Annotated in this window: 11 protein-coding genes; 4 read left to right on the top strand and 7 right to left on the bottom strand. The window is 62.9% G+C overall.

Translation table 11 applies throughout. The annotated features are described in order from the left end of the window. The first annotated feature begins 45 nt into the window (after positions 1 to 45). From LDN82_RS04575 to LDN82_RS04560, 4 genes are read left to right on the top strand one after another with little or no spacing between them, the layout of a single operon-like run. Entirely contained in the window at positions 46 to 1047 is a 1002-nt protein-coding gene (locus tag LDN82_RS04575; protein WP_224166515.1) for an ABC transporter permease, read from the top strand. Further along, entirely contained in the window at positions 1044 to 2102 is a 1059-nt protein-coding gene (locus LDN82_RS04570; protein WP_224093552.1) for an ABC transporter ATP-binding protein, read from the top strand. Before LDN82_RS04575 ends, LDN82_RS04570 begins: the two co-directional genes overlap by 4 nt. An 8-nt stretch (positions 2103 to 2110) precedes the next feature. Beyond that, on the top strand, positions 2111 to 3133 hold the full coding sequence (locus LDN82_RS04565; protein WP_224166514.1) for an oligopeptide/dipeptide ABC transporter ATP-binding protein: 1023 nt from the start codon (positions 2111 to 2113) through the stop codon (positions 3131 to 3133). A 36-nt stretch (positions 3134 to 3169) separates the two neighbouring features. Continuing rightward, positions 3170 to 4399 (top strand): amidohydrolase family protein, encoded by a 1230-nt coding sequence (locus tag LDN82_RS04560; RefSeq protein WP_224166513.1) that lies wholly within the window; start codon positions 3170 to 3172, stop codon positions 4397 to 4399. 83 nt (positions 4400 to 4482) lie between these two features. Here LDN82_RS04560 and LDN82_RS04555 read toward each other — a convergent pair whose 3' ends face one another. From LDN82_RS04555 to LDN82_RS04525, 7 genes are all read right to left on the bottom strand, one after another. Continuing rightward, on the bottom strand, positions 4483 to 4971 hold the full coding sequence (locus tag LDN82_RS04555; RefSeq protein ID WP_224166512.1) for a pyridoxamine 5'-phosphate oxidase family protein: 489 nt from the start codon (positions 4969 to 4971) through the stop codon (positions 4483 to 4485). Between the two features lie 59 nt (positions 4972 to 5030). After that, a complete protein-coding gene (locus LDN82_RS04550) occupies positions 5031 to 6395 on the bottom strand; it encodes an MFS transporter (protein WP_224166511.1) in 1365 nt (454 codons plus the stop codon). 469 nt (positions 6396 to 6864) lie between these two features. Continuing rightward, positions 6865 to 8322 (bottom strand): FAD-binding protein, encoded by a 1458-nt coding sequence (locus LDN82_RS04545; protein ID WP_224166510.1) that lies wholly within the window; start codon positions 8320 to 8322, stop codon positions 6865 to 6867. 92 nt (positions 8323 to 8414) lie between these two features. Then, complete coding sequence (locus tag LDN82_RS04540; protein ID WP_224166509.1) at positions 8415 to 10334, bottom strand: glycoside hydrolase family 13 protein; 1920 nt, start codon at positions 10332 to 10334, stop codon at positions 8415 to 8417. A gap of 2 nt (positions 10335 to 10336) precedes the next feature. Beyond that, a complete protein-coding gene (locus LDN82_RS04535; RefSeq protein ID WP_224166508.1) occupies positions 10337 to 11275 on the bottom strand; it encodes a sugar ABC transporter permease in 939 nt (312 codons plus the stop codon). Continuing rightward, entirely contained in the window at positions 11275 to 12978 is a 1704-nt protein-coding gene (locus LDN82_RS04530) for an ABC transporter permease subunit (protein WP_224166507.1), read from the bottom strand. The genes LDN82_RS04535 and LDN82_RS04530 overlap by 1 nt, the downstream gene beginning before the upstream one ends. 116 nt (positions 12979 to 13094) lie before the next feature. Then, positions 13095 to 14393 (bottom strand): maltose ABC transporter substrate-binding protein, encoded by a 1299-nt coding sequence (locus LDN82_RS04525; protein ID WP_224166506.1) that lies wholly within the window; start codon positions 14391 to 14393, stop codon positions 13095 to 13097. Positions 14394 to 14541: the final 148 nt, after the last annotated feature.

The raw sequence follows: 14541 nt of genomic DNA, 5'->3' as shown, positions 1-14541 counted from the left end.
GAAGCGGGGCCGCCTGCTCCAGCAGGCGGCCCCGCAACCACCACAATGATGACTTTCATTCTTCGCAGGACCGGATCGTTGGTCCTGCTGCTCGCCGCAGTCAGTTTCATCACTTTCACGCTCTTCCAGCTTGGCCCCTCGGACCCGGCGGCCGCCGCCTGCGGACAGGAATGCACTCCCGAACGCGTGGCCGAGGCCCGCGTTGCCCTGGGCATGGACCAGCCCTTCTTTATCCAGTACATCGACTACATGCGCGGCCTTTTCTCACCCCGCATGATTGGTGCGCCCGGAGCACAGACGCTCTGTGAATGGCCATGCTTGGGCAAGTCTTTCCAGACCAATGAGAGCGTTGCGGACATCATCGCCCGCTCGCTCCCGTACACGTTCTCCATGGCCATTGGGGCCCTCATCCTGTGGACCATTACCGGCGTCGGCTTGGGCCTGCTCGCTGCGCTGCGCAAGGGCTCGCCCGTGGACAAGTTCATCGTCGGCGCGGCCTCGGTGGGCGTATCGCTGCCCATCCCGGTGACGGGCCTTTTCCTGCTGCTTCTCTTCGTCAACCAGCTGCACCTACTGCCGTTCACGACCAACGAGATCAATAGCCCCTTTGGTCCACACGGGCCGGGCGCGTGGGTGGCGAACTACCTGCTGCCATGGATTGCGTTGGCCGTCCTGTTCAGCGCCTCCTACATCCGCGTCACCCGGACCAACATGATCGAAACATTCGGCGAGGACTTCATCCGCACTGCCCGCGCCAAGGGCCTGGCCCCCCGGACCGTCACGTTCAAGCACGGCGTCCGTGCCGGGATCACACCTGTTGCCACCATGCTTGGCATGGACATCGGCTTGCTCTTGGGAGGCGCCGTCCTTACCGAGCAGATTTTCTCCGTCCCCGGCCTGGGATTCACTGCCGTGCACGCCGCAATCTCGGGTGACCTGCCGGTCACCATGGCCATCACCATGCTGGCCGCGTTCTTCGTCATCGTCGCCAATGTTCTGGTGGACCTCGCCTACGCCGCCATCGATCCCCGAGTGAGGCTCCAATGACCCACACACCACTGACGTCATCCCCTGCCCGCCGCCCAGCGGGCGCCACGGCCACCGCCCCCTTCCTGGACGTCCGAAACCTCTCCGTGAAGTTCCCCACGGATGACGGTCTGGTCTCCGCCGTTAACGGGATGGACTTCACCCTGGAGCGCGGCAAGACCCTTGGCATCGTGGGCGAGTCCGGCTCAGGAAAATCCGTCACCAGCCAAGCCCTCATGGGCCTCCTTAAGGGCACCTCGGCCCACGTCACCGGACAGGCAATGTTCCAGGGCAAGGACCTTGTCACGCTGCCCGAATCCGCCATGCGCCAACTCCGTGGCCGCAACATCGGCATGATCTTCCAGGATCCTCTTTCGGCGCTCCACCCCTTCTATACCGTGGGACACCAGATCGCCGAGGCCTACCTCGTCCATAACAAGGCGAGCAAAAAGCAGGCCCGGAGAGCCGCCGTCGACATGCTGGGAAGGGTGGGTATCCCCAGTCCCGAGCAGCGCTTCGATGAATACCCGCACCATTTCTCCGGCGGCATGCGCCAAAGGGCCATGATCGCCATGGCACTGATCTGTGAACCGGAACTGCTGATCGCTGACGAACCTACCACCGCGTTGGACGTAACAGTGCAGGCCCAGATCCTGGACCTCATGTCAGAGCTGCAGGAGGAAACCAATTCCGCGCTCATCCTCATCACGCACGACCTCGGCGTCGTGGCCGAAATCTGCGACGACGTCCTGGTGATGTATGGCGGCCAGTGTGTCGAATCGGGTCCCGTGGACGAGATCTTCTACGACACCCGGCACCCCTACACTTTGGGCCTGCTCAATTCGATGCCTACCCTGAACGGCTCCGCGAGCCAGCTGAACCCCATACCCGGCCAGCCGCCGTCGCTCCTTGACCTGCCCAAAGGCTGCATCTTCAGCGCCAGGTGCCAGTACGCCGAGCTGGTGGGCGACGGCGTCTGCGCCAAGCAGAGGCCTGAGTTTACGGTGGACGACGGGCATGGCAAGCGCTGCCACCTGAGCGGGCCGCAGATTATTACCATCCGGAATTCGCGTTAGGACCCGCCATGGAACATCAACCAATTCTCCAGGTGGAGAACCTCCAGAAGCACTTTCCGCTCAAGGGCGGCCTCCTGCCAGGGGCTCCCAAGCGATCGGTCAAAGCGGTCGACGGCGTCTCCTTCAGTCTCGCTCGAGGCCAGACTTTGGGACTCGTGGGTGAGTCCGGTTGTGGCAAGTCGACCACGGGACGCATGGTGGCACGGCTTATGGACCCGACGGGCGGGCGGATCATGGTGGATGGCACCGATATCAGCCAGCTGCGCGGCAAGGACCTGTACAACTTCCGGCGCAAGGTCCAGATGATCTTCCAGGACCCCTTCGCCTCCCTGAACCCGAGGCAGACAGTGGGCACAGCGATTGCAGCTCCCATGGTGGCGCAGAAGATCAATCCGCAGGGCGGCCTGAAGAACCGGGTCAAGGAACTCCTTGACCAAGTGGGGCTCAAACCTGAGCACTACAACCGGTTCCCGCACGAGTTCTCCGGTGGGCAGCGGCAACGCGTCGGAATTGCCCGGGCCATCTCCCTCAACCCGTCGGTAATTGTTTGCGACGAGCCCGTCTCCGCGCTGGACGTCTCCGTGCAGGCGCAGGTAGTGAACCTCCTGCAACAGATCCAGCGCGACACCGGCGTTTCCTACATCTTCATTGCCCACGACCTCTCCGTGGTCCGGCACATTTCCCATGACGTTGCCGTGATGTACCTGGGCAAGATCGTGGAACAGGGGCCCCGGGATGAGCTCTTCCAGAACCCGCTGCACCCGTACACCAAGGCCCTGCTCTCTGCAGTGCCCCTGCCGGATCCCCGGGCAGCACGCGAGCAATTGAAAATCCGTCTCCGGGGAGACCTCCCGTCACCGGCCAATCCGCCCAGCGGCTGCGTCTTCCGGACGCGGTGCCCTCTGATCGGCACTCTTCCCGAGGAACAGCGCCAACGCTGCATCGACCAGATTCCCACACCTGCCCAGCCCGCCGCGCCAGCCTGCCACCACACAGGTATGGCCGCGGCAGCCATGGCAGGCGTGCAATAGACGCAGGACATAGATTCACCAGCAAAGGAGCAAACATTGAACACCCTGATCCGCGCCGTCCGTCCTTGGGGGAACGCGCTCAGCGACGTCACCCTTGCGGCGGGCGAAGCAGGCGGCAAGATCACCGCCGTCGAACCCCATGACCCTGAGCGCGTCGTTCCAGATGGCGTGACCGTTGTGGAAGGCCGTGGACGCCTCCTGCTGCCGTCCTTCTCCGACGTCCACGTGCACCTGGACTCTACCCGGATCGGCCTGCCGTTCCGCGAGCACACCGGTGGCCCGGGGGTGTGGACCATGATGATGAACGACCGCCTCAACTGGCGCAACGCCGAAGTCCCCCTGCAGGACCGCGTCAATGACACCCTGGGCCGGATGATCGCCCGTGGCACGACGCGTGTTCGTTCTTATGCGCAGGTGGATGTGGACTGCCGGCTGGAGCGTTTCGACGCCGTTGCTGCTGCCAAGGAGAAGTTCGCCGGTCAGGCTTCCGTGGATATCATCGCGTTCCCGCAGGCTGGATTGTTGCTTGAAGAGGGGACGGTGGGGCTCATGGAGGAGGCGCTGAAGGCGGGTGCCAACGTCATGGGCGGGATTGATCCGTGCACCTTGGACCGGGATCCGGCGAAACACCTGGACATCGTGTTCGGCCTGGCTGAGAAGTACCAGGTGCCAATCGACATCCACCTCCATGAGCCCGGCGAGCTGGGCGTCTTCAGCACCGACCTCGTGTTGGAACGCACGCGGGCGCTGGGTATGCAGGGCAAGGTCACCATGTCCCACGCCTACGAACTGGGCAGCGTAAACGAGGCCACAACGCGCAGGCTCATTGATGCCTTCGCGGAACTTGACGTATCCATGGCTTCGGTTGCCCCCGCTGCCGCAGGCCAACTGCCCATACCGCTCCTGACAGAGGCCGGGGTGCGTTATGGATTGGGCGAGGACGGACAGCGGGACTACTGGTCCCCCTATGGCAACACGGACATGCTGGACCGCACCTGGCAGCTCGCATTCACCCATGGCTTCCGCAAGGACGAGTTAATCGAGCATTGCCTGGCGATCGCCACCATCGGTGGGGCGAGCATCCTTGACCCCAGCGCTACCAGGCTGAAGGACACTGCCCACCGTCCCGGCGTCGACGTCGGAGATTCGGCCGAGCTGCTTCTGGTGGACGGCGAGACTGTGGCTTCCACAGTCATGGACCGTGGCAAGGACCGCACGGTGATCCACGCCGGCAAGGTGGTGGCCGACCAACTGGAACTGCTCTAACTGCTACGGAACCCGCTCGTGTCCGAGCTCCCGACCCTACAACGGTCTGAGTGACGGACAGGAGCGGGTTCCGGCGTTAAGCGCTACTCGCCCCTGGCTGTGGGCGCATCATCCAGCGGCGTCCACCAGGTTGCAGGAGGCGTCACCTTGAAACGACGCCCGGAAACGTCCGATGGAACAATGCGTATGAACTGGTCCTTTTGCCCGGCCTCCCACGGAAACAGCAGCAGGCCGATGGTATCCAGCACGTCCTGCGTCAGCTTCACGGCGGAAGCCTGCCCCTTGACCACGACGCTCCAGGCCACTCCGGTTTGCGCATCGACACCGTCAGCCTCGATCGCAACAGGAGCATCACCAAGGGCTGCATGAAGCTTGGTGCCCTCCCCCGTGCGGAAGACCATGGTCCCGTGGTCCACTTTGTAATTCACCGGAAAGATGTCCGGGTGGTTGTCCACCCACACGGCAAGCCGGCCCACTGAAACTCCACGGAGGAGTTCCCAGCATTCGTTGGTCTCCAGGACTTCAGTGGCGGGAGTGCGGGGGGTGTTGTCGGCAGACGTTGAGTTGGTCATATCGCAGAGGATACGCCGGAGCATAGCCGGCCGACAGTGGTCGAACCCCGCCTGATGGACTATTCACCCCCGCGCGCGAGGGTGAATAGTCCGTTGGGGGATGCATTACGGCTTACCGGCTCAACATTCACTACGGGCCCACGTATGGCCAGGAAGCCTGCAGCGGCCAGAACCACCGCTTGGGCCGCGAGTGCCCAGAACGTCACTTCCCAGCCTCCGGTCCAGGTATGGAGCAGCCCGGCGACGAGTGGACCGAGCGAGGCAAGGGCGAACCCCAGCCCTTGGCTCATGGCCGAGAGCTTTCCCGCTGTCTGCGGACCTGAGGAGCGGATCACTACCAAAGCCATCGCCAGGCCGAACCCGGCGCTCTGGACGACTCCCAGGATCCCCACCATCACGAACTGCAGGGCGGACGGCGCCGCGAGGACTCCTAAAAGTGCCAGGGCAACGGCCAGTCCCAGGCCGGGTGCCATGATCCGCAGGATGGCAGGACGACCGGCCAGCACAGGAGCCAGCAGGCTCGCGGGGAGCCCCGCAAGGCTGAACCATGCCAGCAACGCAGCAGCGTCCGCCGATGACAGCCCCTTGGAGACGAGATAAACCGCCAGCCATGACGTGATCGCGAAGTAGAGCATGGCCTGAAGTCCAAAGAAGGCCGTGACAGCCCAGGCTGTGCGCTGCTTACGCAGCGGTGTGACTTGCAGCGGCGTGACTTCCGACGGGCTGACTGGCGCCGGGCTGACGGGCGCCGGGAATATAGAGAACGACGGCGCGCCCTGCGTCAGCGGCGAAACGGCGCCTGCCGCTGACCCCGCTTTGCGAGTGGAGGTGCCCGCCGGCGTCGACCGTCTTCCAGAGCGTTGGATGAGGCATGCTCCCAACAGTGCCGGGACGGCCCACACCGCCAGCGCCCAGGCGAGGCTCCCGCCGAAAGCCTGGGCAAGGGGCTGGACCAAACCTGCGCCGAGCGCTGCTCCAAGCCCAAAGCCCATGGTGCACAGCCCTGTCCACCAGCCGGAGCCGTGGTTCGCCTTGACGATCTGCGGAACCAGCACACTGGCCGTCATGATTGCCATGCCTGCAAGGAACGTGCCGGGCAGGAGGAGCGGGGGTACAAGGACCCTGACGATCAACGCGGCAGCGAGTACCAACAGTGCAAGCGCCACGGCAGGCCCCGTTCCAAACCGCCGGGCAAGCCACGGCCCAATCGGGCCGGAAACACCGAAGGCCAGGACCGGCAACGTACCCAAAACAGGGAGCATAGCCGGATCCAAGTGAAACGCCCCGGGGACCTGGTTCATCACACCGGCAATGGTGGTGATGGCAGGCCGAAGATTGACGGAAACCAGCACCAAAGCCAACAACACCACAACACGGGACACCCGAGAACGCCGCCCACCCAGCCCCAAACGCTTCTCGCGCACGCAATTCTCCTCATAGCAAATTTGGTATACCAAATAAGACTACGAGGAGCGCGGCTCAAAGTAAACCCACCAATTACCGCCCGATATATGCGACGCGAAAATGAGGGATCACTATTTGGAATACCAGTTCCGAAAGAAGATGGGGTGGCAAAAAGGGCCGCAGCGCCGGAACGCGGGCAGCGCGCGTGGCGAGCGAAACGAAATGGCCGCAGGGCTGGAACGCGGGCAGCGCGCGTGGCGAGCCGAACGACAGGGCCGCAGAGCCGAAACGCGGCAGCGCGCGTGGCGAGCGAAACAAAAGGGCCGCAGGGCCGGAACGCGGCAGCGCGCGTCTAAGGGAGGAACGACCGAGCGCGCAGAGCGTTTCGGCCCTGCGGCCCGCTTCCCCGCCATACGGGCCCGCTACCCCCGCCAAACCGGCCTGACACCCGGCCCGTCGCACGGCCCACCACCGCCGGACGAAAGACCCCTAAATAGCCTTCCCCGGATTAAGAATCCCCGCAGGATCGAACAACTCCTTGATCCGCCGCTGCAGTTCCCGCACCGGCTCAGGTTGCTCCAGTCCGAGCCATCGGAGCTTGTACTGCCCCACACCGTGCTCACCGGTAATCGTGCCACCCATTTCGAGGCCGACCCGGATCGATTCATCAAGGGCAGCGTTGAGGCGTACCAGGGCGTCGGCGTCTGTAGCGGGGTCTACCCGGTCCATCCAGAACGTGGGGTGGAGGTTTCCGTCTCCAGCGTGGGCCACCACTTTGAGGCGGACCTGGAAGCGGTCGGCCATGGCTTCGAGTTCAGCCACGAAGTCCACCAGCCTGGAGCGTGGAACAGCGATGTCCTCGCCTACCCTGAATTCGTCGTCCATTTCTACGCCGCGGCTGTTGCGGCGTAGTTCGACGAGCATTTCGGCTTCTTCGCTGGCTTCGGTGGTGACTTTGGCTCCGCCTTCGGCGAGTACTTGCCGGACGACGTCGGCTTCCGCGGCTGCCCCAAAACCGTCTGTTTGGATCAGCAGCAGGGATTTTCCGCGGGTTTGCAGGTCTGAGCCGTTCATCTCATCGAGCTGGATGAGTGTTCCGTTGTCCAGGAGCTCCATGATGGCTGGCTGGACCCGGGCTTTGCCTACTGCCAGGACGCCTGCGGCGGCGCTGCGGAAGTCCTGGTAGAACGCGGCGATGGTGTGGATTTCGCGTGGCAGGTACTTCAGGCGGACCGTCACGCCCACGACGATTCCGAGTGTCCCTTCGGAGCCGACCAGGAGTGCCGTGAGGTCGTATCCGGCAACGCCCTTGAACGTTTGGTGCCCGGTGTGGAGCAGTGAACCGTCGGCCAGGACAACGTCCAGGGCCAGCACAGAATCCCGTGTCACCCCGTATTTTGCACAGCGCAGTCCACCTGCGTTGGTGGCTACGTTGCCGCCGATGGTGGACATCTTGTAGCTGGCCGGATCCGGCGCATACATGAGCCCGTGTTCGGCGGCTGCGGCATTGAGTTCGGCGTTGATGACGCCAGGTTCGACGACGGCGGTCTCGTCGTCGGGGTTGAGGTCCAGGATGCGGTTCATACGTTCCAGGCTGAGCACGATGCAGCCTTGGGTGGCGTGTGCGCCTCCCGAAACACCCGTTCCGGCACCACGCGCGACGATTGGCACCTGGTAGGCTGCGCAACTGCGGACGATGTTTTGGACGTCTTCCACGGATTCGGCCCAGACGACGGCGAGCGGCAAATGCCGTTCCAGCAAGGGTCCTTGATCTACGGAATAGACCTTTCGGGTGGCTTCGTCTTCGGCGATCTGGCCGGCCCGGAGTCCGCCGGCAAGGCTCTCCAAGAACGCGCGCTGCCTGGCACTGTGGCCGGCGTCCGTTTGCACGGCTTCCGGGCGGCCGACAGTGCGGCCTTTGATGCTTTCCTCTGTTGTTCCGGCCATAGCCGTTTCGTCCGACAAGGTGGTCCCTTCACACATGAGCTCCGCGGACACGCCAAATCGGCAGTCTTCGCAGAGTTTTCAGTGCTCCCAGTCTAATCAGCGCCACCGACCACCGTAGGAACGCAGGTTCCGGGCAGGGACCAGATACCAGCAGAAATGCCGTCCGCGCATAGCAGTACGTCGCCCTCACTCCCCCGGCTCGTCGTGATGTTCCCAAAGCTGTGCAGGGGTGCGTCGGAAAGCGATTCGAGTTGCAGCTTGGAAAAAACCGCCTTATCCAGGCGGACCCGGGCGGAGTCGCGGACGGCCATGACCAGGACTGCAGAATCGGTGGTCTCACGCACGAATACCACGGCGTCCGCCTCCGCATGAATCCAGCGGAGCCCGCCTTCGGTGAGTGCGGGCAGCCCACTCCTGAGCTGCCCCAGAGCCGAGTAGAAGGAGCGCAGATCCTTGACGGGGTGGCGGCCGGATTTTCCTTCCTGCCAGCCCCACGGCATGGGCGTCCTGGAGTCCTCGCCGTTGAAGCCTTCAAGGCCGAACTCGTCTCCCGCGAACAGGACAGGAACGCCCGGCAGGGTGAAGGTGAGCAGCGCGCCAACTTCCTGGCCGCCGTCGAGCATTACTGTCGCTGCGCGTGCGGTGTCGTGTGTGTTGAGCGCATTCATCGTGTTATTTCGCACACCCCAGCTAAATCCCGCAGTGAGGTCCAGATGGGTGGCCAGGAAGGCTTCGGCCTCGATCTTGTTGGGTCCTGCCTGGGGCGACCCGAAGAAGTTTACGTGCGGTGCATCCCCCGCAAGCCAGGACCACAGTGGCCGGGTGAGGTTGGAGTAGGTCATGGCACCGTGCCAGTGCTCACCCGTGAAGTCCGGCGCGGCGTCGGATGTGGACTCGGCCAACAAAGCTGCATCCGGGTTGATCTCACGGACCCGCTCGGCGATGAGCCGGGCAACCTCGTGATTCAGATCCACGGAGCCAAGGCGTCCGGTCATATTGCCGACGTCTATCCTCCAGCCGTCCAGGTTGAAGGGCGGCTTGAGCCACCGGGCAACCACCGAATCCTCGTCCGTCACGAAACGCCGCCGGAGGGCGTCCGAAGACCAGTTAAGTTTCGGCAGCGACGGCACACCCCACCACGACTCGTACGTCGAATGGTCCTCGCTGAAGTAGTAGTAACCCGCTTCCTCCGAGCCGGGATCGGCGAGAGCCTTCACGAACCAGTCGTGTGCATCGCCCGTGTGGTTGGCGGTAAGGTCACCCATCACACGAATGCCCCGGGAATGCGCCGCCTCCACCAACTCCACCAGCGCTTGGTTCCCGCCAAGGAGCGGGTCCACGGAGTTGAAGGTGGAGGCGTCGTAGCGGTGGTTGGAACGGGCCGGGAAGAAGGGCGTCAGGTAGAGAACGTCGATGCCCAGTTCCTGGAGATGGTCCAGTTTCCCCGTGATTCCGGGCAGGTCACCACCGTAGAACTGAATGGGCGTTTCCCGCCCGGTTGCCACCACTGCTTCATCCCAGGAGCTGCCCACAGCCCAGTCCGGGAGGGGGTGCGCATCGGCTTGGGCAGAGCGGGCGAAACGGTCCGGAAACACCTGGTACATGGTGGACTGATGCAGCCACTGCGGTGCGGGGGCAAATGTGGTGAGGCGGAAGTCCGCTGAATCAGCAACGTCTCTGTTGAAAAGCCCTTGGGCGTTGAGGTTCCTATAGTGCCGCCCACTCGCGCTGCTGATCTCGATTTCCAGCAGGAACCGGTATTTCGCCACAGGATTGGCCACCAGCATCGCCGTTTCCCACCAGACCCAGCCATCGATGCTGCCGAGCCGGATTGCGGCGTCGTACCGCGGCTCGCCGTCCTGCACGGAACGGACCCAAACGCGGGACGCGGAACCCCACTCCTGCGGAACCCGCAGGCGAAGCCGAACAACCTCGCCCAATGAAATCCGACCGGGAGTATGGCTCGAAACATAAAGAGCGGATCCGTCGTGATGTGGAACGGCAAGCGACATGGTCATCCTTTCACTGAGCCAGCGGTAAGGCCGCTGACGATGTACTTCTGCAGGAAGAGGAACAGAGCCATGACCGGGATAGCCGCGATGACGGCCCCAGCAGCGAAGACGCCCCAATTCTCCGAACGCTGCTGTGCCACGTAGGAATAGAGCCCGACGGCGAGTGTCTGGCTATCAGGATCGGTCAGGACAACGCTGGCGATCACGAATTCACTGGAGATACCGATGAATGCCAGGAGTCCAACAACCGCCAGGATGGGAGTGACCAGGCGCAGGATGATGCCGAAGAAGATCTGGACGTGGCTGGCGCCATCGATCTTGGCAGCTTCGTCCAGGGACTGCGGGACCGTGTTGAAAAAGCCGTACATGAGGTACGTGTTCACGCCCAGCGCGCCACCGAGGTACACCATGATGAGCCCTAGTTGGCTGCCAAGGCCCAGGGCGGGGATCACCTGCGAGATACCGCTGAGGAGGAGGAAGATCGCGACGACGGCCAGCAGTTGCGGGAACATCTGCAGCAGGAGCAGGGTCAACAGTCCCACACGTCGGCCTTTGAAGCGCATGCGGGAGAACGCGTACGCGGCCATCGCCCCCAGGAAGACCGTGGCGGCGGAAGTCACCAGGCCCACCACCAGGGTATTGAGGAACCAGCGGCCGAAGGGACGGCTTGGATCGCTGAAGAGCGCAGTGAAGTTGCCGGTATCGAATCTGGAGAACAAACCGTTGGAGCCTACCAGGGTGCCGTTGGAGTCCAGTGCCGCCGACAAAACATAGAGCAGCGGGAACACGGCGAAGATGGTGGTGACGATACCGACGGCGTGCCGCCAGCCTTTGTCTTTGAACCAAACCCCAAAGGGACGCCGCTTTGGCACCAGCGATGCGGGACCGCCGTCGTGCGCCTGTTCAATGGTGGGGAGCGTGCGTACCTGTGCCTCGCTCATTAGTTCACGTCCTCGAGTGCTTTGGTCTGCTTGAAGCTAATGGCCGAAATCGTGGCCACGATGATGAAGATGATGATGGCGAGCGCGCTTGCCAGTCCGTAGTCGCGCCCTGTGCCTTGGCCGAACGCCACCTTGTAGACCAGCGTGATCAGGATGTCCGTGGCTCCGATATCGCGATCGGTGTCTGCAAAGCGCGGGCCGCCACCGGTCAACATGTAAATGACATTGAAGTTGTTGAAGTTGAACGCAAAGGAGGAGATCAGCAGCGGTGCCACCGAGACCAGCAGCAGCGGCAGCTTGATGGAGCGGAACACCCGCCATGGGGATGCTCCGTCCATGCGGGCAGCCTCGTCAATTTCTGTTGGCAAGGATTGGAGTGCCCCGGTGCATACCAGGAACATGTACGGGAATCCGAGCCACACATTGACCACCAGCACGCTGATCTTTGCCAGGACAGGGTCCGTGAGCCAGCCAATGTTCGCCCCGCCCAGCAATGTCTGGTTGAGCCACCCGAACTCGGGGTTGAGGATGCCCGACCACACCAACCCGGACAGGAATGCCGGGAATGCGTAGGGCAAAATCATCAGGATCCGGTAAACCTTTTTGCCGCGCAGATCCTCACGGTTGAAGGTGGTGGCCAGGAACAGCCCCATGGCGAACGTCAAGGCAACGGAGGCTACGGAGAAGGTGAAAGTCCAGAGAATGACGCCCAGGAGTGGACCACGGAGGCTCGGATCGGTGAAGGCCCGGGCGAAGTTCTCCATGCCTACGTCGATCTTCCAGCCGGTGGCCAACGTCTCTCCGTCAGCGTCCGCGAAGGCGCCCTTGCCGTTGTCGCGGTAGGCCGTACCGGTCTCGCTGTCAGTGAAGGTATCGGTGGCGGCGTCGTAGCTCAGCGCCGGCTTGAACTGGTAGGCGGTGCTGCCATCGGCCGTGCGCAGGGTTCCATCAGCGGGGTTCTCTGAGACGGGAACGGTAATCTTCAGGATTTCCTGCTGGTTGGCCACGATCTCCTGGAATTTCAGTGTTTCGTAACCGGGAAGGGAGTTGGCCTTGCCGGTGGCATCCTTTCCCGCCCCGGAGACGTCAGTGAGCGGCGCCTCGGTGCTGCCTATCTGAGCTTTGCCGGAGGGGTCCGTAAACAAGAGGTAGAACGTATCGCCCTTGGTCAGCACGGCCGCCTTGTATGTGGGCGAATCCGGGACGCGCTTCTGGGCAGTCAGCTGGATGGCCGCGATGGCGTCTTCCTTGGTGCTGTTATGCCCGTCGCCATAGTTGGTGAAGGCGATATACCCGCTGAAGAACACCACCAGGACCTGGAACACCAGCAGGAACAGCACACCAGGAGCCAGATACTTCGCCGGAAGCCCGCCCCCGCGCAAATAGAACCAGTTAATCGCCAGGACCACCAGCGAGGAGACAGCGAGCGCGGCCCATGATTGGCTCAGGAACAGCATCATCAGCACGTACACGGCAAAGGCATCCACCACGCCCAACAGGACGATCTTTAGGATGGTGCCCTTGATGGAGTCGGGGCCCCCGCGGACGTTCCCTATTTTCCGGCGTGCAGCCTTCTGGTGGGGAGCCTTCTGGTGGGGAGCCATCTGGTGGGGAGCCTTCTGGTGGGGAGCACCGCGAGGCGGCTGCACCGGCGTCGTACTGGCTGGACTGGCTGGCAGTTCGTGGAGATCTGGCTCTGGCATCTTTGATCCTTGGAGTAAAGCAGTTTGCGGCTGGCATGGGCCGGACGGTGGGTCCGGGGTCGGACGGCAGGCACCGTCCGGCCCCGGGCAGACCGGTGGAATCACCGGTTGCGGCGTCAGCCGCCGATCTTGGACTTGATGCTCGCGGCCATCTTGGTCCACGCTTCAGCGGGATCGCCCTGGCCCTTGATGATGGCCAGTTCCGTGGCGCCCCAGTCGGCCCAGACGGCGCTCATTTCGGGGATGGCCGGCATGGGCACGCCGGTGGCGCCGATCTTGCCGAAGGCCTCAACTACGGGATCGCTGGCTGCCTTCTCAAAGGATGCCTTGAGCGCCGGCGGGCGACCGCCGGCCGTGTACATGGAGTCCTGGGCGGACTCTGAGGTGAGGTAGTTGGTGACGAACTCATTGGTGGCCAGGGCGTTGGCACTCTTGGCGCTGATGAAGAAGCCGTTGACGCCGATGAATGGCTGCGCTGCCTCGCCACCGGCCGTGGGCAGCTCATCAACTGCGAACTTGATGCCCTTCTTCTGAACATCCGGCACGTTCCACGGGCCCGTCAGGAAGTAAGGAGATTCTCCGGCAAGGAACTTCTCCTTAGCGATGTCGCCCGTGATGTTGGAGTTGATGATTTTCTCGCCGGCATCGCCCCAAGCGGCCAGCTTCCTGGCGAATTCGACGCCGGCAGCGTCACCAATGAGCAGCTGCTTGGCATCGTAACCGCCGTCGGCGTTCTTACCGAAAACCTGCGAACCCATGGATGACTGCAGCGGGTACAGGTGGTACGGATCGCCCTGTTTGGGATCCATGCCCACCAGGAACGGGAACGTGGCTTTGCCTTCTGCAACGGCCTTCTTGCCGTTGGCCACTACCTCATCCAAGGTGCTCGCCTTGCTGTCCACGATGCTGGAGTTGCGCAGGAGGGCAATATTCTCGATCGCGTACGGTACGCCATAGACGGCGCCGTTGTAGGTCATGGCCTTGATGGACGAATCCTGGAACTGGCTGGCTTTGTCGCCCAGTTCCACCGGTGCGATCACACCATTTTGAACAAACTTTCCAATCCAGTCATGCGGTCCAACGATCAGATCCGGGCCTTGGCCGGTAGGAACCTGAGTGATGAAGTCATCGCGGACGGCAGCGAAATCCTTCACTACGAGCTTGACTTCGATGCCGGTGTCGGACTTGAACTTTTCGGTGATGTCCTTCAACGCCGGCGACCGTTCGGCGTCTACCCACATGGTGATGGTGCCGGCGCCGGCTGCCTTGAGGTCCTGCTTCGTGGCTTCCGAGCTAGGGGCGGTGGAGGCGCTGCCGCCACAGGCGCTCAGGGCCAGGGCTGCGACCACGGAGATCGCGCCGGTAGCGAAAACGCGGCGGGTGGTCTGAGTCGCGAGGGTGTTGTGCACCTTCATTGGTGTCCCTTTCCTTATGTGCTTCGACGACGGGGCTCTCGCCCAGAGGCAACGTCGGTGATGTGGCTCACAACTGCAAGCGCTTCCAAACAGTACATGCCAAAACGGTGATTGGTAAACCCCGGCGGCCCACAGCACTGTCACGTAA

Origin of the sequence: Arthrobacter sp. StoSoilA2, assembly GCF_019977195.1 — a bacterium.
Taxonomy (GTDB): Bacteria; Actinomycetota; Actinomycetes; order Actinomycetales; family Micrococcaceae; genus Arthrobacter.
Note: the sequence above shows the minus strand (reverse complement) of the source record. Positions and strands in the feature narration are given on the sequence as shown.